This is a genomic window from Streptosporangium nanhuense (assembly GCF_059358815.1).
Genome location: NZ_JCADBG010000005.1, coordinates 371261 through 393934, shown reverse-complemented (window position 1 = coordinate 393934; position 22674 = coordinate 371261). Strand labels below are relative to the sequence as shown.

At 71.9% G+C, this 22674-nt stretch carries 21 protein-coding genes; 16 read left to right on the top strand and 5 right to left on the bottom strand.

Annotated features, from left to right (window positions below; all coding sequences use genetic code 11):
• The first annotated feature begins 5 nt into the window (after positions 1-5).
• The 8 genes from AC5L38_RS13460 to AC5L38_RS13425 all read left to right on the top strand — a co-directional run bounded on the left by AC5L38_RS13460 (position 6) and on the right by AC5L38_RS13425 (position 8126).
• Positions 6-2075, top strand: a complete 2070-nt coding sequence (locus tag AC5L38_RS13460) for an NAD(P)H-dependent oxidoreductase subunit E (protein ID WP_495243102.1) — start codon at positions 6-8, stop codon at positions 2073-2075.
• Positions 2072-3067 (top strand): 2Fe-2S iron-sulfur cluster-binding protein, encoded by a 996-nt coding sequence (locus AC5L38_RS13455; RefSeq protein ID WP_495243101.1) that lies wholly within the window; start codon positions 2072-2074, stop codon positions 3065-3067. Before AC5L38_RS13460 ends, AC5L38_RS13455 begins: the two co-directional genes overlap by 4 nt.
• Positions 3060-3893: a formate dehydrogenase accessory sulfurtransferase FdhD gene (gene fdhD / locus AC5L38_RS13450; RefSeq protein ID WP_495243100.1), complete on the top strand. Its 834-nt coding sequence runs from the start codon at positions 3060-3062 to the stop codon at positions 3891-3893. Before AC5L38_RS13455 ends, fdhD begins: the two co-directional genes overlap by 8 nt.
• 602 nt (positions 3894-4495) lie before the next feature.
• Positions 4496-5302, top strand: a complete 807-nt coding sequence (locus tag AC5L38_RS13445) for a metal ABC transporter substrate-binding protein (RefSeq protein WP_495243099.1) — start codon at positions 4496-4498, stop codon at positions 5300-5302.
• A 36-nt stretch (positions 5303-5338) separates the two neighbouring features.
• On the top strand, positions 5339-6091 hold the full coding sequence (locus tag AC5L38_RS13440; protein ID WP_495243122.1) for a metal ABC transporter ATP-binding protein: 753 nt from the start codon (positions 5339-5341) through the stop codon (positions 6089-6091).
• Entirely contained in the window at positions 6088-6921 is an 834-nt protein-coding gene (locus AC5L38_RS13435) for a metal ABC transporter permease (protein WP_495243098.1), read from the top strand. Before AC5L38_RS13440 ends, AC5L38_RS13435 begins: the two co-directional genes overlap by 4 nt.
• Positions 6918-7325, top strand: coding sequence for a Fur family transcriptional regulator (locus AC5L38_RS13430; RefSeq protein WP_495243097.1), 408 nt, complete (start codon positions 6918-6920; stop codon positions 7323-7325). Before AC5L38_RS13435 ends, AC5L38_RS13430 begins: the two co-directional genes overlap by 4 nt.
• A gap of 252 nt (positions 7326-7577) precedes the next feature.
• On the top strand, positions 7578-8126 hold the full coding sequence (locus AC5L38_RS13425; protein WP_495243096.1) for a CGNR zinc finger domain-containing protein: 549 nt from the start codon (positions 7578-7580) through the stop codon (positions 8124-8126).
• Between the two features lie 102 nt (positions 8127-8228).
• On the opposite strand, the gene AC5L38_RS13420 is transcribed toward AC5L38_RS13425, so the two are convergent.
• From AC5L38_RS13420 to recO, 3 genes are read right to left on the bottom strand one after another with little or no spacing between them, the layout of a single operon-like run.
• Positions 8229-8993: a crotonase/enoyl-CoA hydratase family protein gene (locus AC5L38_RS13420; protein WP_495243095.1), complete on the bottom strand. Its 765-nt coding sequence runs from the start codon at positions 8991-8993 to the stop codon at positions 8229-8231.
• Positions 8994-9037: 44 nt separating this feature from the next.
• Positions 9038-9856, bottom strand: a complete 819-nt coding sequence (locus AC5L38_RS13415) for an isoprenyl transferase (protein ID WP_495243094.1) — start codon at positions 9854-9856, stop codon at positions 9038-9040.
• The gene (gene recO / locus AC5L38_RS13410) at positions 9853-10590 is read right to left on the bottom strand and encodes a DNA repair protein RecO (RefSeq protein ID WP_495243093.1); all 738 of its coding nucleotides are present in this window, start codon (positions 10588-10590) and stop codon (positions 9853-9855) included. The genes AC5L38_RS13415 and recO overlap by 4 nt, the downstream gene beginning before the upstream one ends.
• A gap of 172 nt (positions 10591-10762) precedes the next feature.
• Here recO and AC5L38_RS13405 point away from each other — a divergent pair, with 172 nt between their 5' ends.
• The 5 genes from AC5L38_RS13405 to rocD all read left to right on the top strand — a co-directional run bounded on the left by AC5L38_RS13405 (position 10763) and on the right by rocD (position 15856).
• On the top strand, positions 10763-12337 hold the full coding sequence (locus tag AC5L38_RS13405) for a CDP-alcohol phosphatidyltransferase family protein (RefSeq protein WP_495243092.1): 1575 nt from the start codon (positions 10763-10765) through the stop codon (positions 12335-12337).
• Entirely contained in the window at positions 12334-13044 is a 711-nt protein-coding gene (locus AC5L38_RS13400) for a DUF5941 domain-containing protein (RefSeq protein WP_495243091.1), read from the top strand. The genes AC5L38_RS13405 and AC5L38_RS13400 overlap by 4 nt, the downstream gene beginning before the upstream one ends.
• Positions 13045-13181: 137 nt before the next feature.
• Positions 13182-13679 (top strand): Lrp/AsnC family transcriptional regulator, encoded by a 498-nt coding sequence (locus AC5L38_RS13395; RefSeq protein ID WP_362874379.1) that lies wholly within the window; start codon positions 13182-13184, stop codon positions 13677-13679.
• Positions 13680-13812: 133 nt separating this feature from the next.
• A complete protein-coding gene (gene ddaH / locus AC5L38_RS13390; RefSeq protein ID WP_495243090.1) occupies positions 13813-14613 on the top strand; it encodes a dimethylargininase in 801 nt (266 codons plus the stop codon).
• A gap of 1 nt (position 14614) precedes the next feature.
• Positions 14615-15856 carry an ornithine--oxo-acid transaminase gene (gene rocD, locus AC5L38_RS13385; protein WP_495243089.1) on the top strand — a complete coding sequence of 414 codons (1242 nt, stop codon included), beginning with the start codon at positions 14615-14617 and terminating at the stop codon, positions 15854-15856.
• A gap of 113 nt (positions 15857-15969) precedes the next feature.
• Here rocD and AC5L38_RS13380 read toward each other — a convergent pair whose 3' ends face one another.
• Positions 15970-17538 carry an alkaline phosphatase D family protein gene (locus AC5L38_RS13380; protein WP_495243088.1) on the bottom strand — a complete coding sequence of 523 codons (1569 nt, stop codon included), beginning with the start codon at positions 17536-17538 and terminating at the stop codon, positions 15970-15972.
• Between the two features lie 258 nt (positions 17539-17796).
• Here AC5L38_RS13380 and AC5L38_RS13375 point away from each other — a divergent pair, with 258 nt between their 5' ends.
• A complete protein-coding gene (locus AC5L38_RS13375) occupies positions 17797-19086 on the top strand; it encodes a Glu/Leu/Phe/Val family dehydrogenase (RefSeq protein WP_495243087.1) in 1290 nt (429 codons plus the stop codon).
• 237 nt (positions 19087-19323) lie between these two features.
• Here AC5L38_RS13375 and AC5L38_RS13370 read toward each other — a convergent pair whose 3' ends face one another.
• Complete coding sequence (locus AC5L38_RS13370) at positions 19324-19800, bottom strand: MarR family winged helix-turn-helix transcriptional regulator (RefSeq protein ID WP_495243086.1); 477 nt, start codon at positions 19798-19800, stop codon at positions 19324-19326.
• An 86-nt stretch (positions 19801-19886) separates the two neighbouring features.
• Between AC5L38_RS13370 and AC5L38_RS13365 the strand changes: the two genes are divergently transcribed.
• Together AC5L38_RS13365 and AC5L38_RS13360 are read left to right on the top strand one after the other, a co-directional pair.
• On the top strand, positions 19887-20975 hold the full coding sequence (locus AC5L38_RS13365) for a substrate-binding domain-containing protein (protein WP_495243085.1): 1089 nt from the start codon (positions 19887-19889) through the stop codon (positions 20973-20975).
• Between the two features lie 102 nt (positions 20976-21077).
• Positions 21078-22514 carry an APC family permease gene (locus AC5L38_RS13360; protein WP_495243084.1) on the top strand — a complete coding sequence of 479 codons (1437 nt, stop codon included), beginning with the start codon at positions 21078-21080 and terminating at the stop codon, positions 22512-22514.
• The last annotated feature ends 160 nt before the right edge of the window (positions 22515-22674 follow it).

The window sequence follows — 22674 nt, the reverse complement described above, 5'->3', positions numbered from 1 at the left end:
GGGGCGTGGATCTCCGGTTCAGCGACGCCGAGCCCACGCCCGAGGAGCGCGCCGCCGTCGACGCGTTCCTCGGCGCCCCTCCGACCGGCTGGGAGGGCGGTGCCCGCTCGGACGACGACCTGCGGGTCGCCGTCGGCGGGCACGGCGCCCGCGAGCGGCGCGACCTCCTGCTCCCCGCGCTGCACGCGGTCAACGACAGGATCGGGTGGATCAGCGAGGGAGCCCTCGACTACATCTGCCGCCGCCTGACCGTGCCGCCCGCCGAGGCGTACGGGGTGGCGACGTTCTACTCGCTGTTCTCGATGAAGCCGCGACCGGCGCGGGTGCTGCACGTCTGCACCGACCTGGCCTGCCAGGCGCGCGGCGCCGACGCGGTGCGGCGTAGCGTCGAGGAGCGGCTCGGCCCTCCCGGCCTGTCCTGGCAGCCGAGCCCCTGTCTCGGCCTGTGCGAGCGGGCCCCCGCCGCGCTGGCCCTGCAGGCCGGCGAGTTCCCGGGAGCGACCGTGTACGGCCCGGCCGAACCGGCACCGGCCTCCACCGGTGACGCGAACGGACACGGCGGCCGGAACGGGAACGGCGGAGCGGGCGGGAACGGCGCCGACGGAACCGGCCGGGTCCACGAGCCCGGCGGCGCGAGCACCGTCGGCGGCGCGAGCGGCACGGGCGGTGTCGGCGACGCGGGTGACACCCGTGCCGCGGAGGGCACGAGCGGCACGGGCGGCGGCGGGGCGGGCCGCGGGGATCTCAGCAAGCTCGCCGGCCTCAGCGGCATGGACGCCACCGGCGGCCCCGCCCTGGCCGAGCGCGAGGAGCCCCCCGCCGAGCACGCCGTCCCGCAGGCGGGCGACCCCTCCCTCGTGCTGCTGCGCCGGGTGGGCGTCGTCGACCCGGCGAGCCTGGACGACTACCGGGCCGAGGGCGGCTACGCCGCGCTGCGCGAGGCGGTCAGGATCGGCCCCGCCGGCGTCATCCGCGAGGTGCTCGAATCCGGTCTCGTCGGGCGGGGCGGGGCGGCGTTCCCCACCGGGCGCAAGTGGGAGGCCACGGCCCGCCAGCTCGACCACCCCCACTACCTGGTCTGCAACGCCGACGAGAGCGAACCGGGCACCTTCAAGGACCGCGTGGTCATGGAGGGCGACCCGTACGCCCTGGTGGAGGCGATGACCATCGCCGCGTACGCCACCGGCTGCCCCAAGGGCTACCTCTACATCCGCGGCGAGTATCCCCGGGCGATCGGCCGGATGGCCCACGCCATCGACGTCGCCCGCTCGCGCGGCCTGCTCGGGGCCGACGTCATGGGGCAGGGCTTCGCCTTCGACATCGAGATCAGGCGCGGCGCGGGCGCCTACATCTGCGGCGAGGAGACCGCGATCTTCAACTCGATCGAGGGCTTCCGCGGCGAGCCGCGCAGCAAGCCGCCCTTCCCCGTGGAGAAGGGCCTGTTCGGCAAGCCCACCGTGGTCAACAACGTCGAGACCCTGGTCAACGTGCTGCCCATCCTGTCCGGCGGGGCCGCCGCCTACGCGGCGACCGGCACGGAGGGCTCGACGGGCACCAAGCTGTTCTGCGTCTCGGGCACGGTCGCCAGGCCGGGCGTCTACGAGCTGCCGTTCGGCGCCACCCTGCGCGAGCTGCTCGACCTGTCCGGGGGCTCGACCGGCAGGCTCCGGGCGGTGCTGCTGGGCGGCGCGGCCGGCGGGTTCGTCCGCCCGGACGAGCTCGACGTCCCGCTCACCTTCGAGGGCACCCGGGCGGCCGGCACGACCCTGGGCTCGGGCGTGGTCCTGGTGCTCGACGACAGCGTCGACCTGGCCCACATCCTCCTGCGCATCGCGGAGTTCTTCCGCGACGAGTCGTGCGGGCAGTGCGTGCCCTGCCGGGTGGGCACCGTGCGGCAGGAGGAGGCCCTGCACCGGCTGAGCCGCAGGCCCACCGCCGGCGACATCGCGCTGCTGCGGGAGGTCGGCCAGGCCATGCGCGACGCCTCGATCTGCGGGCTCGGCCAGACCGCCTGGAACGCCGTCGAGTCGGCCATCGACCGGCTGGGCGTCTTCTCCCCCTCGGAGGCATCATGAGTGTTCCCCTGCAGCCGCCCCGGCGGCTGATCGAGATAACCGTCGACGGCGACCCGGTCCGGGTGCCGGAGGGCTCGACCGTGCTGGACGCCTGCTCGGCGGCGGGCAAGGACATCCCGACCCTCTGCTACGGCGACACCCTTACCCCGAAGAACGCCTGCCGGGTCTGCGTGGTCGAGGTCGAGGGCGCCCGCACGCTCGCGCCCGCCTGCTCGCGCAGGGCCGAGCCCGGCATGGTGGTCGGCACCGCGACCGAGCGCGCCCGGCACAGCCGCAAGATCGTCCTGGAGCTGCTGGCCTCGACGGCCGACCTGTCCACCACGCCGCGCGCGGCCGAGTGGATCGAGGAGTACGGCGCGCGACCCGATCGCTTCGGCGAGGAGGCCGCCACGGTCGCGCAGCCCGCGAAGGTCGACAACGACCTCTACGTGCGCGACTACTCCAAGTGCATCCTCTGCTACAAGTGCGTCGACGCCTGCGGCGACCAGTGGCAGAACAGCTTCGCCATCTCGGTCGCCGGGCGGGGCTTCGACGCGATGATCTCCACCGAGCACGACGCACCGCTCACCGACTCGGCCTGCGTCTACTGCGGCAACTGCGTGGAGGTCTGCCCCACCGGGGCGCTGTCGTTCAAGAGCGAGTTCGACATGCGCGCCGCGGGCAGCTGGGACGAGTCCCGGCAGACCGAGACGACGACGATCTGCAGCTACTGCGGGGTCGGCTGCAACCTCACCCTGCACGTGCAGGACAACCGGATCGTCAAGGTGAGCTCGCCGCACGACAACCCGGTCACCCACGGCAACCTGTGCATCAAGGGCCGCTTCGGCTTCCAGCACGTCCAGAACGTGGCCACCTCGGAGGACACGCTCCCCCTTTCCGGGCCCGCTTCCCGGCCCGCCTCCGAACCTGTCTCCGGCCTCGCCTCCGGGCCCCCCTCCGGCCCTGTCTCCGGCCCTGTCTCCGGCGCGCGGACGGCCTCCGCCGATGGGTAGGGTCACCGTCAAGCGCCGGGTCCTGAGGCTGCGGGAGGCCGCGGCCGCCCATCGGGTCGACGTGCTGGCGGCCGAGGAGCCGCTGGAGATCCGGCTCGACGGACGGCCGCTCACCATCACCATGCGCACGCCCGGCGACGACTTCGACCTGGCGGCGGGCTTCCTGGTGAGCGAGGGCGTGGTCACCTCCGCCGAGGAGGTCACCGCGATCCGCTACTGCGCGGGGGCCACCGCCGACGGCGCCAACACCTACAACGTGCTCGACGTCAGGCTGGCCGCGGGCACCTCTCCCCCGGCGACCTCGCTGGAGCGCAACTTCTACACCACCTCCTCGTGCGGGGTGTGCGGCAAGGCCTCGCTCGACGCGGTCCGCACGGTCGCCAAGTGGCGGGTGGACGGCGATCCGGCACCGGTGACGGCCGAGGTGATCGCGGCGCTGCCCGACCGGCTCCGCGCGGCCCAGCGGGTGTTCGACCGGACCGGCGGGCTGCACGCCGCGGGCCTGTTCACGCTCGGCGGCGACGCGCTCTGCGTGCGCGAGGACGTGGGCCGGCACAACGCCGTGGACAAGCTGGTGGGCTGGGCGCTGCGCGACGGGCGCCTGCCGCTGACCTCGACCGTGCTCATGGTGTCGGGACGCGCCTCCTTCGAGCTGGTCCAGAAGGCGGTGATGGCCGGCATCCCGATCCTCGCCGCCGTCTCGGCCCCCTCCTCGCTGGCCGTGGAGCTGGCCGCCGAGACGGGGCTGACACTCATCGGGTTCGTCAGGGGCAGCTCGATGAACGTCTACACCGGGGAGGGACGCGTCGATCTGGTCCCCGGCTGAGCCCCGGGCCGCACCTCCCGGCTACCGACAGGGCCGAGCGTCCACACCCTCAGGCGCGACGGTCCGGCGGGAGCCGGGAGGTGCGGCCCGAATCCCCCTCTCCGAACCGGAACCGCCGTGTCCGCCCCCACCGACCGCCGAGGCCGGGGAGCGGCGGCTCCCCGGCCCGGCGACGAGAGCCCGGCCCGCGATACTCGCCCCCTTCGCCGGCCGGGCTCTCTGACGCCCGCGACCCGAAGATCTCTTCACCGGGCTCTCCGACGCCCGCGACCCGAAAATCCCTTCACCGAACTCCCCGCCGGCTGTGCCGAACCGTCCTGTCCCGGGGTGCCGTGCGGTGTCTCCTCGTGCGCGGAGCGGCGTCCTCGGCAGGCGTCACAGAGGCCTGATTTTGACAACCGTTTTCATTTACGCGCATACTAGATGACATGATGTCCGAGTCCTCCCGACGTATCCGCATACGTAATGCCAGCCTGGTTGCGTCCGCCGCCCTTCTCGCCACCATCACCGCCTGTGGCACCGAGACCGGCTCGACCAGCGGCGGCTCGCCCGGGGGGGCGTCGAGCGTTTCCGCGGACGGAAAACCCGCCGTCACCGCGGCCATGTATCCCCTGCAGTGGCTCGCCGAGCGGGTGGGCGGCCCCGACGCGACCGTGACCGGTCTGACCAAGCCCGGCGTCGAGCCGCACGACCTCGAGTTGTCCCCGCTCCAGGTCGCCGGGCTGGAGAAGACGAGGCTCGTCGTCTACATCAAGGGCGTACAGCCCGCGGTGGACGAGGCCGTCGAGCAGCACGCCGCCGACCGGGCCTTCGACGCGGCCACCTCGGTCCCCCACCTCCCCGCGGTCGCGGAGGAGGAGCACCACGGCGAGGAGGGTCACGACCACGAGGAGGTCGGTTACGACCCCCACCTCTGGCTCGACCCGGCCCGCTTCGCCACGGTCGCCACCAAGCTCGGCGAGACGCTGGCCACCGCCGACCCCGCGCACGCCCAGGGCTACCGGGACCGCGCCGCGGCCACCGCCGCCGACCTCACCACCCTGGACCAGGAGCTGGCCAAGGGCCTGGCCACCTGTTCCTCGGACGCGATCGTCACCAGCCACGCCGCGTTCGGCTACCTCGCCGACCGCTACAAGCTGCACCAGATCGGCATCAGCGGCCTCGACCCCGACGGCGAGCCCTCTCCCGCCCGCCTCGCCGAAGTGGCAAAAGTGGCCAAGCAGGAGAAAGTAACTACGATTTTCACCGAAACCCTCGTCAGCCCGAAGGTCGCCGAGATTCTCGCCCAGGAGGTCGGTGCGAAGACCGCGGTCCTCGATCCGGTGGAAAGCCAGCCGTCGAACGGCGACTACCTGTCCGCCATGCGCCAGAACCTCTCCACACTCCAGGCAGCGCTCAGCTGCTCGTAAAGGTCACACGTGACGTCCAGCAAAACGGTTTTCACCATGAACGGCGGCCAGGTCAACCTGGACCGCCGTCCGGTGCTTCGCGGGATCGACCTGTCCGTCGAGCCCGGTGAGGCGGTGGCGGTGCTCGGCGCGAACGGGTCGGGGAAGTCCACCCTCATCCGCGCCCTGCTCGGCCTCATCCCCCTGTCCGGCGGCGAGACCCTCCTGTACGACAGGCCCCCCGCCCGGTTCCGCGAATGGTGGCGGATCGGCTACGTACCCCAGCGGCTCTCGGTGGGCGGGGGCGTGCCGACCACGATCCGCGAGGTCGTCGCCTCCGGCAGGATCGCCAGGCAGCGCCGCCTGCGCCCGACCGGCGCGGCCGACCGCGAGGCGACCGACAGGGCCCTGGAGGCCGTCGGCCTGACCCACCGCGCCTCCGACCCGGTACAGGCGCTGTCCGGCGGGCAGCAGCAGCGGGTGCTGATCGCCCGCGCCCTCGCCGGGGAGCCCGACACCTTCGTCATGGACGAGCCCACGGCGGGCGTCGACTCCGAGAGCCAGCTGCTCCTCGCGCAGACCCTGTCCGCGCTCGTCGCGCAGGGCAAGACGGTCCTGCTGGTCGCGCACGAGCTCGGCCCGCTGGAGCCCCTGATCACCCGGGCGGTGGTCCTGCGAGACGGGTACGTCTGCCACGACGGCCCGCCGCCCCAGGCGGTCGGCACGCACGCGCTGCCCGGCCACGACCACGTGCACCCGCACGCCGAGGAGGAGCCCGTGAGCCCGCTCGACTGGAGGCCCACCTCGTGATCGAGCTTCTGCAGTTCGACTTCATGCAGCGGGCACTGATCGCCGCCCTCCTGGTCGGCCTGGCCGCCCCCGCCATCGGCACGTTCATGGTCCAGCGCCGCCTGGCCCTGCTGGGCGACGGCATCGGGCACGTCGCGCTGACCGGCGTGGCCCTGGGCTTCCTGACGGGAACGGCCCCGGTGCTGACGGCCGTGCTGGTCTCGGTGCTGGGCGCCGTGGCCATCGAGCTGGTCCGCGAGCGCGGCAGGACCAGCGGGGACGTGGCGCTCGCCCTGCTGTTCTACGGCGGCATCGCCGGCGGTGTGCTGCTCATCTCGCTGGCTCCCGGGGGGAGCAACGCCACGCTGATGTCCTACCTGTTCGGCTCGATCAGCAGCGTCGCCGTCGAGGACGTGTGGGTGATCGGCCTGCTGGCGGTGGCGGTGCTCGGCGTGGTGACCGTCTTCGGGCGCGAGCTCTATGTACTGTGCCAGGACGAGGAGGTCGCCAAGGCCAGCGGCCTGCCGGTCCGCTTTCTGAGCCTGCTGATCGCCGTGACCGCCGCGCTGACCGTGGTCATCGCCATGCGCGTCGTAGGATTGCTTCTGGTGAGCGCGCTGATGGTGGTACCGGTGGCGACCAGCCAGCAGCTCACCCGGGGGTTCGTGAGCACGATGTTCCTTTCCATGCTGTTTGGGATGATCTCTACGGTCGGCGGCCTGACGTCCTCCTTCTACATCGAGGTCCCGCCGGGCGCGATCATCGTCATCGTCGCTCTCGCGGGGTTCGTCCTCGCCCTCGGGCTCGGTAGATTCGTACGTCGAAGCCGACCTCAGGAGTCCAGCCCATGAGCAACAGGCGTGACGCCGTCCACGCGATCCTCCGCCAGAGCGAGGGTTTCCGCAGCGCGCAGGACGTCTACGCGGAGATGCGCGCGGAAGGCGCCAAGATCGGACTGACCACCGTCTACCGGGCCCTGCAGGCACTCGCCGACACCGGTCACGTCGACGTGCTGAGGACCGACGACGGCGAGTCGGTCTACCGGGCGTGCGCCAGCGGCGACCACCACCACCACCTGGTCTGCCGCAGGTGCGGCCGCACGGTGGAGGTGGCCGGGCCCGCGGTGGAGCGCTGGGCCGAGACCATCGGTTCCGAGCACGGGTTCACCGAGATCACCCACACCGTGGAGATCTTCGGGACCTGCGCCTCCTGCTCCACCGCCGCCAAGCCGCTCCACGCGCCGAGCCGCGCCTGAGCGGACGTCCCGGCCCGCGCCTGAGCGGACGTCCCCGCGCGACGGAGCACATGCGAGAAGACCGGTTTCAGGACGCGACGCGCGCACCAGGGCTCACCAGGACATGCTTCGCGGAAAGCCTTGTCGCCCGGGGGCGCGCCACGGCGACGGGCCCCGGGAGGGGGCGCCGGAGGTCCACGGGAGAGATACGCTTCCGACACGGCGAGCCGCCGTACGCGCCTCCACGTTGCAATCGCTTCTACAGGAGTCAACATGCCATTCGGACATGACATGGTGCACTCACTCGCCACCGCGGTCGACCTGGTCAACACCTCCCCTTCCACCGGAGGCGAGGACACCCTGACCGACCTGCGGAAACTCGGCGAATTCGTGGCGCGCTGGGAGGTCAGCGGGATCGGGGAGCTGGACGCCGCCGACCTGAACCAGGTGCGCGCGCTGCGCGAGGCCTTCCACAAGGTCTTCACCGCCCCGGACCAGCCCACCGCGGTCATCCGGCTGAACACCCTGCTGAGCGGGACCCGCATCACCCCGCGCCTGGCGGAGCACGACGGCCACCCCCTGCACGTCCACTACTTCGCGCCGGACGCCTCGCTGCACGAGCACCTCGCGGCCGACATCGGGGTCGCCCTGGCCCACCTGCTCGTCGAGGGCGAGTGGGAACGCCTGCGCACCTGCTCGGCGCCCGACTGCGACCACGTCTTCGTGGACGAGTCGCGCAACCGCTCGCGGGTCTACTGCGACAGCCGCACCTGCGGGAACCGGATGCACGTCGCCGCCTACCGCGCCCGGCGCCGGGCCTGACGTCACTCTCCGCTCATAACGAGGAGACCCGTCGCCGTCGTGGAAGCCGGTCCCCTTGGGAAAGCCCCCGGGAAAGCCTGTTCCCGTCCGGAGAGGCGTGGGTCAGGGGGTGTCGAAGTCGCCGTGGCGGCCGACTCCCGCGGCGAAGCGGGCCGCACCGGCCACCGCGCCGGGCAGGACGTCCATGCCGTGGCGCAACTCCCCCGCCATGGCCTCCCGCTCGGGCAGCCCCTCCTGCTCCAGCACCGACATGCGGTCACCGCGCATGCACTCCTGCGGGAAGCGGGCGATGGAGGCCGCGAGGTTCTCGGCGGCGGCGCGCGAGGTGCCGGCCGGCACCACCCGGTTGATCAGGCCCATGCCGAGGGCCTCCGCGGCGGCCACGGGACGGCCGGTGAGGATCATGTCCATCGCCCGGCCCGTCCCGACCAGGCGCGGCAGCCGCACGGTGCCGCCGTCGATCAGCGGGACGCCCCAGCGGCGGCAGAAGACCCCGAACACCGCGTCCTCCTCGGCCACCCGCAGGTCGCACCAGAGGGCCAGCTCCAGCCCCCCGGCGACCGCGTGCCCGGCGACGGCCGCGATCACGGGCTTGCCGAGCCGCATCCGGGTGGGGCCCATCGGCCCGTCGCCCTCGGGGTCCACCCGGTTGGCACGGCCCTCGGCGACGGCCTTGAGGTCGGCTCCCGCGCAGAACGTGCCCCCCTCGCCCCACAGCACGGCCACCGCCGCGCCGGGGTCGGCGTCGAATTCGCGGAAGGCCTCGGCGAGCGCCCGGGCCGTGGGACCGTCGACGGCGTTGCGGACCTCGGGCCTGGAGAGCACGACCGTGGTGACGGGCCCGTCGCGTTCGATCCTGACAGTCATCCGGGAGCACCCCTCAGCGTGTCGGCGTCACCCGGAACATAACATCACCGCGTGGCGGCGCCGGGGAGACCGGAGGCGTCCCGGGCGGACGGGACCGCGTTCGGCACCGCTCCCCCGTATCTCCTGTCGCGCTTGGCGTACGTCTCGCAGGCCTCCCACAGGTCGCGGCGGTCGAAGTCGGGCCACAGACGGTTGAGGAAGACCATCTCGGCGTACGCCGTCTGCCAGATCAGGAAGTTGGAGATCCGCTGCTCGCCGGAGGAGCGTACGAAAAGGTCGACGTCGGGGATCTGCGGCTCGTCGAGGTATCGGGCGAAGGTCTCCTCCTTCACCCGGCCCGGCTTGACGCGCCCGTCGGCGATGTCCTGGGCCAGGCGCAGGGCGGCGTCCACGATCTCGGCGCGGCCGCCGTAGTTGACGCAGAACTGCAGGGTCAGCGTGGAGTTGCCCTCGGTCATCTCCTCGGCGTCGCGCAGCTCCTGGATGACGCTCCTCCACAGCCGTCCGGGGCGGCCCGCCCAGCGGACCCGTACGCCCATCGCGTGCAGCTGGTCCCTGCGGCGGCGGATGACGTCGCGGTTGAAACCCATCAGGAAGCGGACCTCGTCGGGGGAGCGCTTCCAGTTCTCCGTGGAGAAGGCGTAGGCCGACAGGTAGGGGACGCCGAGCTCGATCGCGCCCTCGATCACGTCGAAGAGCGACGCCTCGCCCGCCTTGTGGCCCTCGGTGCGGGGCAGGCCGCGCTGCTTGGCCCACCGCCCGTTGCCGTCCATCACGATCGCCACGTGCCGGGGCACGAGGTCACGCGGGATCGGGGGCGGGGTGGCGCCTGAGGGATGCGGGGCGGGTGGGCGGACGTTCACTTGGCGAGCTCCCTTTCTACGTGTCTAAGAGAGCGTATGCCGTGTTCGAGGTGCCACTGGAGGTATGCCGCGACCAGGCCGCTGCACTCGGCGCGGTGCCGGGCGACGGAGGCGTCGGCGGTGAGCCAGTCGCCCTTGAGCAGCGCCACCATCAGGGCGAGGGTCTCCCCCTCGGGCACCGCCGCGCCCGCGGGGCGGCAGGCCCCGCACACCACTCCCCCGGCCACGATGGCGAAGGCCCGCACCGAGACGGCCTTGCACCGGGCGCAGGCCTCCAGCGCGGGGGCGTAACCGGCGACGGCGAGGGAGCGCAGGAAGTAGGCGTCCAGGACGAGCCTGGCCTCGTGGTCACCCGAGCCGAGCGTGCGCAGGCCGCCGACGAGCAGCAGGAACTGGCGCAGCGCCGGCTCCTTCTCGCCCATGACCAGGCGGTCGGCGGTCTCCAGCATCGCGGTGCCCGCCGTGTAGCGGGGGTAGTCGGAGACGAGCGGCTCGCCGTAGGGCCGGATGGTCTCGGCCTGAGTGATCATGTCGAGCGTGCGGCCGGTGTGGAGCTGGAGGTCGACGTGAGTAAAAGGTTCGAGCCTGCCCCCAAATCGTGATGTTGTCCGCCGGACCCCCTTGGCGACCGCCCGGATCTTGCCCAGCCGCCGGGTCAGGACGGTGACGATCCGGTCGGCCTCTCCCAGCTTGTGGGTGCGCAGCACGATTCCGTCGTCACGGTACAGACTCACCCGGACAGTGTAGTGGGACCATCCACTTGGCAGAGGTGGAAGCATGATCAAACGACACGGACAGATCACCGGTGCGTGTTGTTCACCCAAAACTCACTAAACTTTGGCCTCTGGCGAAATGCCACCCCCGCCATACACCGCCCCACACCCGTCTTCCGCACGAAAGGGTGCCATGCCCCGCGTGGTCCTGCTGGGCTCATCGCCCGGCCCCGATGCCGCTCCCGGCCAGGCGACGCCCGCCGCGTTGACCCTGCCCGCGCTTCCCGGCTGCCCCACGGTGATCGGCAAGCTGCACGGCCAGCTCGCCTCACTCGACCCCGAGCCGGTGACGATCGTCCGCTCCGGCGACGCCGCCGCCCACCGGGGCTTCCCCGGCAGCCTCGTCGAGACCTCCGACCTGGCCGGCGACCTGCGTGCCGTGGCCGACGCGGTCGAGGGCGCCACCGAGAACCTGCTCTTCCTGCCGGCCAACTCGCTGATCCACGACGAGCTGATCTACCAGATCACCAAGTCGAAGCGCGGGGCCCTCGCGCTGATCACCAAGGAGCCGCGGGAGGAGGACGAGAACGGCGACGTCATCGTCCCCGACGTCCCGATCGACGAGGCGCTTCCGGAGATCGGCGACCGGAGGCTGGAGGGCCTGCCCGTCCGGGTGCGCGCCCGCAAGTCCCGGGTCATCTCGGTGGGCTCGGCCTTCCACGGGGTGACCAGGCCCAACTCGGTCCTGCTCGGCCCGCTGCACCTGCACCACAAGCACGCGCCCGTCCTCGCCGAGGCCGCCCGCGAGCTGGCCGACATGGCCCACCTGCTCGGCCCCGACGACGACCTGGTCCAGCTGCTGGTGCTGGGCCTGGTGCGCAAGGGCGTCTCCGTCGGCATCCGCGGCCGCCGCGACCTGTTCTTCCGCCGGGTGTCCTCTCCCGAGCAGGCCGCCGAGGCGCTCGCCGAGATGTCCACGTTCAACGAGGACAAGGCGCGGCTGAACAACGCGGTCAAGGGCGCCGACGGCTTCTTCACCACGTACTTCGTCAGCACCTACTCCCGCTTCATCGCCCGCTGGGCGGCCAGGCGGGGGCTCACCCCCAACCAGGTCACGCTGATCTCGATCGCGCTGGGCGTGGCGGCGGCGCTGTGCTTCGCCACCGGCGAGCGGGCCGGGATGGTCGCGGGCGGCGTGCTGATCTACTTCGCGTTCGTGTTCGACTGCGTGGACGGCCAGGTCGCGCGCTACGCCCGCAAGTTCGGCGTGCTGGGGGCGTGGCTGGACGCCACGTTCGACCGGTTCAAGGAGTACGTGGTCTTCGCGGGCCTGGCGGTCGGCGCGGCGGTCTCCGGCGTGGGCGACGTCTGGACGCTGGCGCTGATCGCGCTCGGCGTGCAGTCCATCAAGCACCTCCTCGACTTCTCCTACGGCGCGGCGAACCGGCGCAAGCCCCCGTCGCCGCTGCCCTCGGTGGATCTGTCGGTCAGCGCCGACACCGGGCTGCGCCAGGCGCTGGAGCAGCGCAAGAACGCCGCGACCAGTGGGATCCGCAGCCTGCTGAAGATGTGGGGCAGGGCCGGCAGGTACCGTGCCGTGCACTGGGCCCGCAAGATGATCGTGTTCCCCATCGGTGAGCGCTTCGCCGCCATCGCGATCGTCAGCGCCCTGTTCGACGCCAGGATCACCTTCCTGACCCTGATCATCTGGGGCGGCATCGGGGCCGCCTACTCGCTCACCGGACGCCTGATGAGGTCTCTCGCATGATCACCCAGCCGCAGACCATCCCCGCTCCGGACCCGTACGAGGAGCGGCTGCGCGTGCAGACCGCCCGGCTGCTCGCCTACCGCGACGACGGCCCGCTGGTCACGCTGCTGCGTGACAAGGTCGGCCCCGGCCTGCCCCCGGTGCCCGCCTCGCTCGCCGCGCTGCTGGCGATCATCGCGATGTCCGTGACCGGGATGCTGACCGACGGGCCGATCCTGCTCGTCCCGGTGCTGGTCATGATCGTCCTGGTGCTGCCCACCGCGGCCCGCGACCACCTGGGCAAGCTCGACTGGCTCACGCCGCCGCTGATCCGGGCGGCCGAGTTCCTCACGATCATCCTGATCGGCCTGGCGGCCGACGCGCCCAAGTGGCTGCTGTACGTGCTGATCTACGTCATCGGCTACCACACCTACGACACGGTGTACCGGACGCGGCAGAGCATCTGGCCGGCCCCCTGGGTGTTCAAGGCCGGGCTGGGCTGGGAGCTGCGGCTGCTGCTGGTCGGCGCCGGCGCCGCGCTGGGCGTGCTGACCTGGGTGCTGGCCGCGCTCACCCTCTACCTCGGCGTGCTGTTCGCGGTCGAGAGCGTGACGAGCTGGGTCGGCCTGGACAAGCAGACGGCGAACGCCGCCCAGGCGAGCGACGACCTGGAGACCTCCCCCGAGGAGGCCCAGGAGCAGGCCACCGGCGAGGCCGACCAGACCTGACCCGAACCTCGCGAACGGAGAATGCCGCCGGGCAGATCATCCGCCCGGCGGCATTCGCGTGTCCGGGGCGCGCGTCCGGGCCGCGACACCGCCGCCTGCCGCGAACCCGGGCCGATCCAGGCGGTATACAGGTCTGCGTGGAACTGGACAGGCTGGATCGCGACATCATCGGGGCCCTCGTCGAGGACGCCCGCGCCACGTACGCGGAGATCGGGCAGCGGGTGGGCCTGTCGGCGTCGGCGGTGAAACGCCGGGTGGACCGGCTGCGCGAGACCGGTGCCATCACCGGGTTCACCGCCAGGGTGGAGCCCGCGGCGCTCGGCTGGACCACCGAGGCCTACGTGGAGCTGTTCTGCGCGGGCAAGACCTCGCCGTCGGAGATCGGGGTGGCCGTCGGCCGCCATCCCGAGGTGGTCTCGGCGTGCACCATCACCGGCGAGGCCGACGCGCTGCTGCACATCAGGGCCACCGACGTGCGGCACGTGGAGAGGGTGATCGAGCGCATCGCCGCGGAGCCGTTCGTGGTGCGGACCAAGAGCTCCATCGTGCTCTCCCGCCTGATCGAGGCGCCTCTGGTCACCTCGCGCAGCGAGCCGTTCGTCGCGCCGCACAACGAATCGACGTTCCTGACCTGAAGCGCGCAAGAAACCCGCGTCAGGACGCAAACGCACCCTCTTGGCCTGCGAGAACGCTGTTCCTAGGCTGATGACGCCGCCGTCGGGACCCTGACGGCGGCTGTCACCACGACCTTTACCTGCGGGGTTACCCATGACGAGGCACTACCTCATGTGTCGGCCCGACCACTTCGCGGTCGAGTACGCGATCAACCCGTGGATGCACCCCGAGGCCGGCGCCGACCGCGAGGTGGCGATCAGGCAGTGGGAGACGCTCAAGAGCGCCTACGAGGAGCTCGGGCACCGCGTCAGCCTCATCGACCCGGTCGAGGGCCTGCCGGACATGGTCTTCGCCGCCAACGGCGCGCTGGTCGTGGACGGCCGCGTGTACGGCGCGCGGTTCACCCACCCGCAGCGCGCGGCCGAGGGGCCCGCGTACCTGAGGTGGTTCCTCGACAACGGCTACGAGCGGGTCCGCGAGGCGGCCTTCACCAACGAGGGCGAGGGCGACTTCCTCACACTGGACCACCTGGTCCTGGCCGGGACCGGGTTCCGCACCGACATCACCGCGCACAAGGAGGCCCAGGAGTTCCTCGGCCGCCCGGTGGTGACGCTGCAGCTGGTGGACCCCCGGTTCTACCACCTGGACACCGCGCTCTTCCCGCTGAACGGACACAACGTGGCATACTTCCCGGGGGCCTTCTCTCCGGGGAGCCAGGAGGTGCTCCGCCACCTCTTCCCCGACGCCGTCGTCGCGAGCGAGGACGACGCGGCCGTGCTGGGCCTGAACGCCGTCAGCGACGGCGTCAACGTGGTGATCAACGCCGAGGCCGCCGATCTGCAGCTCGAACTCAAGCGCCGCGGCTTCGAGGTCATCCCGGTGGACCTGTCGGAGCTTCGCAAGGCCGGCGGCGGTCCCAAGTGCTGCACGCTGGAGATCCGGGGCAGTGCCTGACATGACGTCCACAGACCAGGGAGGGGCGCGGATGACCGGCACCGACGACTTCATCGAGCTGAGCGAGCGCCGCGGCGCGCACAACTACCACCCCCTGCCCGTCGTGATCCGCGAGGCGCGGGGCGCCTGGGTCGTCGACGTGGAGGGCAGGCGCTTCCTCGACTGCCTGTCCGGCTACTCCTCCCTGAACTTCGGGCACGGCAACCCGAAGATCATCGCAGCGGCGCAGGAGCAGCTGTCGCGGCTCACCCTGACCAGCCGCGCCTTCTTCCACGACCAGTTCGCCACCTTCGCCGCCGGGCTGGGCGACCTCACCGGCAAGGACATGGTCCTGCCGATGAACACCGGCGCCGAGGCCGTGGAGACCGCGATCAAGGTGGCCCGCAAGTGGGGCTACGAGGTCAAGGGCGTGGCCGCCGAGCAGGCCAACATCATCGTGATGGAGGACAACTTCCACGGCCGGACCACCACGATCGTCGGCTTCTCCACCGACCCCGACGCCCGCGGCGGCTTCGGCCCGTACACCCCCGGCTTCAGGATCGTGAAGTACGGCTCCGTCGAGGCGATCCGCGAGGCCGTCGACGCCAACACGGTCGCGGTGCTGCTGGAGCCCATCCAGGGCGAGGCCGGGGTGCTGGTGCCGCCGGACGGCTACCTCACCCAGGTCCGCGAGCTGTGCACCGCGGAGAACATCCTGATGATCGCCGACGAGATCCAGTCGGGCCTCGGCCGCACCGGCGAGACCTTCGCCTGCGACCACGAGGGCGTCGTCCCCGACGTCTACGTGCTGGGCAAGGCCCTGGGCGGCGGCGTCGTCCCGGTCTCGGCGATCACCGCGAACGAGGACGTGCTCGGCGTGATCAGGCCGGGGCAGCACGGCTCCACCTTCGGCGGCAACCCGCTCGCCTGCGCGGTCGCCAACGCGGTCATCGAGCTGCTCGGCACCGGCGAGTACCAGGCGCGGGCCAGGCGGCTCGGCGAGGTCATGCACGAGAGGCTGCGCGGGCTGATCGGCCACGGCGTGATCACCGTGCGCGGGCGCGGCCTGTGGGCGGGGGTCGACATCGACCCGTCGCTGGCGAGCGGCCGGGAGGTCTCCAAGGCGCTCATGGCCCACGGCGTCCTGGCCAAGGACACCCACGGCTCGACCATCCGCCTCGCCCCGCCGATCGTCGTCTCCGAGGAGGACCTCCTGTGGGCGGTCGACCAGCTCGGCGCCGTCCTGGCGGAACTCGCGAGCTGAACCCTCCGGTGCGGCCGTCGTCCCGGAGTGACGGCGCCGCACCGGAATCCCCGGCTCCGCCGGGTGGCGGCCGTCCCCTCCGGGGGGACGCCCCGCACCGGAACCCCTGCCCCCTAGCGGGCGGCGGAGTCCTCCAGCTCCACGACGGTGATCTCCGAGACCTCGGTGCCCGCGGCGGTGTCCCAGCGGACCGACGTGGGGGCGGTGTCCAGGGAGAGGATGGCCACCGCGTTGGAGAACCACGGGCCGTTGGTGATCCGCCACTTGAACGGCGGCTTCTTGATCTTCGCCGCCCGGGAGAGCGAGCGGCCGACCAGACTGGCGATGCCGAACTGGGCGACGATGTTGGCCAGGCGCAGGGTGCGGCTCAGCGGGTTGCGGATCGGGGAGCAGACCAGCTGGTAGATGGGCAGAGCGTGGGCCTTGGCCACGTAGGAGTAGTGGACGTCGCCGGAGAGCATGATCACCGGCTTGCCCAGCCCCATCAGCAGCTTCGACAGGTCCTCGAACGAGCGGCGGAAGGCCGCCCAGTGCTCCAGGTCGACGGCCTGGCGCAGGGTCTCCGACCAGCGGGCCACGGTCTTGCCCCAGGCCCCCTGGGCCAGGGCCTCGTTCCAGTTCTGGATGTGGTGGATGCCCGCGGGAAGCAGGAACGGCACCGAGGAGCCGATCACGAAGCGCTTCGCGCCCTCCTTTTGGAGCTGCTCGGTGAGCCACTCCCACTCCACCGGGTCGATCATGCGCCGGTCGTCGGGGTCGAGCTGGCGGGAGCAGCGGGAGTCGAGCATGATCAGGCGGGTGTCGCCGAGGTCGCGGGCGTAGCTCCACCGGCTGTCGGCGGGAACGTCGTAGGCGTGATCGGCGAAGACGTCCAGGACCTCGGCGCCGTCCCCCTCGGCCGCGCACACTTTGCTGAGCACCTCGTCGGAGGCGCGCTCGGCCGGCGACATGTTGCCCAGGTGCTGGTAGACCCAGTAGGCGCCGATCCCGGAGACCACCCGGTGCCGCCACCACGGGACCTCCTCCATCGCCTTGCGCCAGGAGATGGAGGTGTTGAAGTCGTCGCGCAGGTCGTGGTCGTCGAAGATCATCGCGGTGGGCACGGTGGACAGGAGCCAGCGGATCTCCGGGTCGGTCCACGCCAGGCGGTAGAGCTCGGCGTACTCCTCGAAGTCGGCGATCTCCTTCTTCGGCTCGGTGTCCCTGCGGTCCGCGATGAACTTCAGCATCTCGGCGGACGGCTCGTCGGCGTAGACCTGGTCGCCGAGAAGCAGCAGCATGTCGGGCCAGCGCTCGTCGGGCGCGTCCGGCAGGGTGCCGCCGTACGCGCGCAGCACGTCCACCCCGTGGGAGATCGTGTACACGAGGTCGTGCGGCACGCTGGTCCGGCAGGAGCCGAACATCACGCGGTTCGGGCCGTCCGGCCCGAGCAGCCGGATGCGGCTCGGCGGCTGGTCGGGCAGCGGCCACACGGTCTCCCCGCCCAGGCGGACCTCGTAGGTCCCGCCGCTCTCAACGTCGACGATCGCGTAGTGGTGGCCGTGGACGGTGAACGTCCTGGCCTCCGAACGCACGCCGCCGACCTCGACCGTCACCTCGCACGGCTCGCTCGTCTCCACCCACACCGACGCGCTCGTCTCGTCGACGTAACGCAGCATCGGCCCGACCACAAGTTCCGGCACTTTCATCCCCTCAGCCACTGCACAACGGCAAGAATCCTTGACCGGAGACTGCCATATCTGCGTGTTACCTCCAGATTGCCCCACAGGACCGGCAGATAACACGCACCTCCTGGCCGCGGGCTCGCGGACAGGCCCGGTGATCAGTCATCAGAACGAAACACAGCCCGTCCCTGCGGGCAAAAAACCGCACCTAGTCTGATCGTGACCATGTGCCCCGAGCGGAGCAAGGGCGCTCCGCTCACCGTACGGAGGTTCGCCTTGACAACGCTAACGGGGCCGTCGACGACGCCGGCCACCACCGCTCCCGTCAGTCCCGGCCGACAGGCCCTCGACTCCGCCCTGCTGCGGCTCGACCAGGCGGCCGACCGGCTGGAGCTGGACGACAGCCTGCGCAACATGCTCGCCACCCCTCGCCGCTCGCTCGCCGTCTCGGTCCCGGTCCGCCGCGAGGACGGCCGGATGGACGTCGTGCAGGGTTTCCGGGTTCAGCACAACACTACCCGCGGCCCGGCGAAGGGCGGCATCCGCTTCCACCCTCGCACCGACGTCCACGAGGTCACCGCCCTGGCCATGGGCATGACGTGGAAGTGCGCGCTGGCCGGCATCCCCTACGGGGGCGCCAAGGGCGGCGTCTCGGTGGACCCCGCCTCGCTGAGCTCCCGCGAGCTGGAACGGGTCACCCGGCGCTACGTCAACGAGGTCCTGCCGATCATCGGCCCCGAGAGGGACGTCCCGACCCCCGACGTCGGGACCGACGAGCGGACCATGGCCTGGATCATGGACACCTACTCGGTGAACGCGGGCTACCCGGTGCCCGGCGTGACGATCGGCGGTCCCGTGAACCCCGGCGGCGCGCCCGACCGGGCCGGGGCCACCTCCCGCGGCGTGCGGGTCGCCGCGCTCAGGGCCCTGGGCGGCTCCCCCGAGGGCCGTACCGTCGCGATCCAGGGCTTCGGCAAGGTCGGCGCCCCGGCCGCGCGCTACCTCGCCGACGCGGGCTGCCTCGTGGTCGCGGTCTCCGACCGCACCGGGGCGGTGATCGACCGCTCCGGCCTGGACGTCGACGACCTGCGGGCCTGGTCGGAGGAGACCGGTGGCGTACGCGGCTACCTCCGGGCCGACGCGTTGCCGCCGGAGGAGTTGCTGGAGCTCGACGTGGACGTGCTCGTCCCCGCCGCGATGGCGGGGGCGATCACCGAGGAGAACGCGGCCCGGGTCAGGGCCGGTCTGGTCGTGGAGGGCGCCAGCTTCCCCACCACGCCCGGGGCGGACCGCGTCCTCGCCGACGCGGGCGTCACCGTGGTCCCCGACATCCTGGCCAACGCGGGCGGCGTGATCGTCTCCTACCTGGAGTGGCTGCAGGACATGCAGGCGCGCTCGTGGAGCACGCGCGAGGTCGACGCCAGGCTGCGCGGCATCGTGGAGGACGCGTTCGACGCGACCGCGGCGCTCGCCGCCGAGCGCGGGATCACCCTGCGCCAGGCCGCCCACGTGATCGCCGTCGGCCGCGTCGCCGAGGCCCACCGGGCGCGCGGGACGCACTCCTGAGGCCGTACGGGGACGTTTGAGCCTGAGGCCGCGGATCGGGGCGTGTCATGAACTCGCGGGCCGTCGACCGGGGCTCGTCATGAAGTCGGAGGCCGCGGATCGGGGCGCGTCATGAACTCATGGGCCGTCGACCGGGGCTCATCACGAGATCGGAGACCGCGGATCGGAGCGCGTCACGAAATCGCAGGCCGTCGACCGGGGCTCGTCACGAGATCGGAGGCCGTCGGCCGGTGCTCGTCACGAGCGGCCGAGGCCGCCCGGGGCGCGCTCCGGGGCCGTCGGAGAACCGTCCAGGGCGGCGACCAGCCCCTCCAGGTCCCGCATGAGCCGCTCGGTGCGCTCGGTGCCGTAGACCGCCTCGATCAGCCGATGGTGCTCGGCCACCCCGCCCTCGACCCGGGCCAGCAGCTCGGACCCGCGGTCGGCGAGGAAGACCGCGACCTTGCGGCGGTCGCCCGGGTCGTGCCCCCGATAGACGAGGGAGCGGTCGATGAGCCGGTCGATGGCCTTGGTCAGCGTCGGGTGCGGCATCAGCACGGCCTCGGCCAGGTCGCCCATCGAGTGCCCCCGGCCGTCGGCGAGGGCGCGCAGGATGCGCCACTGCTCGACGGAGACGTCCTGGGCGGTCACCGCGGCGGCGAGGCCCCGGTTGACACTGCGCTCGGCCCTGCTGAGGAGGTAGGCGAGCGAGGATCCCAGCCCGGTCGTCACCACATGGAGCTCCCGTCTGCGTCACGATTCGCGTCCCGTCCAGGTGACGGGAGTGCCGTACCCATCCATTCGGGAGGATACTCGTCCTCGTGGCAGAAGCCATCACAGCCGTCATAGAACCCCTGGAGGCCCGGCTGCTCCCGGGGGGCGCGCTGCGCGTCGGGCTGGTCGTGCCGATCTCCGGGGTGCTCGGCCTGGTGGGGCCGTGCGCGATCAACTGCGCGGTCCTCGCCGCCGACGAGGTGAACCTCGCGGGCGGGATGCTCGGCAGGCCGGTGGAGCTGGTCCTGGTCGACGGCGGCCGTCCGGCGGCGCAGGTGGCCGCCGAGGTGGCGGGGCTCGCGCGCTGGGGCGCGATCGACGCCGTGGTCGGCACGCACGGCAGCGACGTCAGGATCGAGGTGGTGCGTGCGCTGGCCGGGAGGGTGCCGTTCGTCTACGCGCCGCCGTACGAGGGGGGCGGTCACGCGCCGGGCGTCTACTTCCTGGGCGAGACCCCCGGACGCCAGCTGCGGCCCGGCCTCGACCTGCTGATCGACCGCCGCCGGGCGCGCAGGTGGTTCCTGCTCGGCAACGACTACGTCTGGCCGCGCCTGGTCCACGGGGCGGCCCGCCGCCACCTCGCCGCGCGGGACGCCGGCGTCGTCGGCGAGCTCCTGGTGCCCTACGGCACGCGCGACTTCTCCCCGATCCTGGAGAGGCTGGTGGCCGACCGGCCCGACGCGATGCTGCTCAGCCTGATAGGCAGCGACCTGGTCGCCTTCAACCGGGCCTTCGCGGCGGCCGGGCTGTCGTGGCCACGGCTCTGCGGCGCGCTGGAGGAGCACGGCCTGCTCGGCATCGGCGGTGACGCCACCGGCGAGCTGTACGGGGCGATGGGTTACTTCGCGAGCCTGGGCACCGACGACAGCCTCAGCCTCGGCGAGCGCTACGCCCGCCGGTTCGGCTCGACCGCCCCGCTGCTCAACGGGCACGGGCAGGGGTGTTACGAGGCGGTGCTGATGCTCGCCGCGCTCGGCTCGCGCGCCGGGACGCTCGCCGTGCCCGAGGTGGACGCGATCGCCGACGGCACCTCCATCGTCACCGCGCGGGGACGACTGACCCTGCGCGGGCACGGGGTGCGACGCCAGGCGCACATCGGCCGGGCCGACGGCCTGGACTTCGACATCGTCCGCTAGGAAAGCCACCGGGCAAAGCCGGACAAAAACTTCCGATTGAAAACTTTTCTTTCGCAAAGAAAGGTTCTAGTGTGCGGCTGCACCCACTTCAAGGAGCCGTGCATGACAACCGAGCCCTCACTGGAGCAATTCGGCTACCGCCAGGAACTCCGCAGGTCACTGAGCTTCACCGACCTGCTCGTCTACGGCCTGATCTTCATGGTCCCGATCGCGCCGTTCGGCATCTTCGGCGGTGTCTTCCAGGCCTCGGGTGGCATGGTCGCCCTCGCGTACGCCGTCGGCATGGTCGCGATGGCCTTCACCGCGCTCTCGTACGCGCAGATGGCCCGCGCGTTCCCGATGGCCGGATCGGTCTACACCTACGCGGGCCGCGGCATCGCCGCGCCCGTCGGCTTCCTGGCCGGGTGGGTGATCCTGCTCGACTACGTGCTGGTGCCCGCCCTGCTCTATCTCATCGCGAGCGCGGCGATGGCCTCCTTCGTGCCGGCCATCCCCGTGTGGGGCTGGCTGATCCTGTTCGTGCTGCTCAACACGGTCGTGAACTACACGGGCATCCAGATGACCGCCCGCATCACGAAGATCATGCTGATCGGCGAGCTCATCGTGCTGGCGATCTTCATGGTCGTCGGGGTCGTCGCCCTGGTCCAGGGCAAGGCCCAGGCGGGCGCGCTCAGCCCGCTGTTCGACTCCTCGACCTTCTCCTGGTCGCTCGTCTTCGGCGCGGTCTCGATCGCGGTGCTGTCCTTCCTCGGCTTCGACGGCATCTCGATGATGGCCGAGGAGAGCCGGGAGGACTCCCGGCGGCTCGGCAGGTCCATGGTCGCGGCGCTGGGCCTGGCCGGGGTGCTGTTCATCGCGCAGACCTGGGTGGCCGCGCTGCTCACCCCCGACCGGGGCCGCCTGCTGACCGAGGGCGACCCGGCGGGCACCGCCTTCTACGACATGGCCGCGTTCGCCGGGGGTCACTGGCTCAGCGTGCTCACCGCGGTCGCCACCGCCATCGCCTGGGGCTTCGCCAACTCCCTGGTCGCCCAGGCCGCCACCTCCCGCCTGCTGTTCGCGATGGCCCGCGACCGCCAGCTCCCCTCCTTCCTGGCCAGGATCGACCCCAGGCACCGGGTGCCCGTCAACGCCACCCTCGTGGTGGCCGCGGTCTCCCTGATCGTCGGGCTCTACCTGACCACCCGCGACGACGGCATCACCCTGATCAGCGGGCTGGTCAACTTCGGCGCGATGACGGCCTTCCTCGCGCTGCACGTGTCGGTGGTCGTCCACTACGTCGTGCGCCGGGGCAGCCGCGACCTGTGGCGGCACCTCGTCGCCCCGGTGATCGGTTTCGCGATCCTGCTCTACGTCGTGATCAACGCCAGCATCGCGGCCCAGACGCTCGGCATCGTCTGGTTCGTCATCGGCCTGGTGGTGCTCGGCGTCTCCTACGCCACGGGCCGCCGGCCCACCCTGGCCGGGCTCGTCGACACCCCGGAGGCACCCGGCACGCCCGGCACGCCCGCGGCGCCCGGCGCGACCGGCAAGCCCTGAGAAGCGGTGCCCGGCACCGCCGGCACCCCGAGAACCCGCGCCCCCCGTCCCACCGACCTGACAGCATGCGAGGGCAGAACCGTGTTCGACATCTTCCTGGAGGTCGAGGAGGGGCCCGGCTCCTCCCGTACCTCCCCCGCCTTCCCCTCCGCGGGACGCG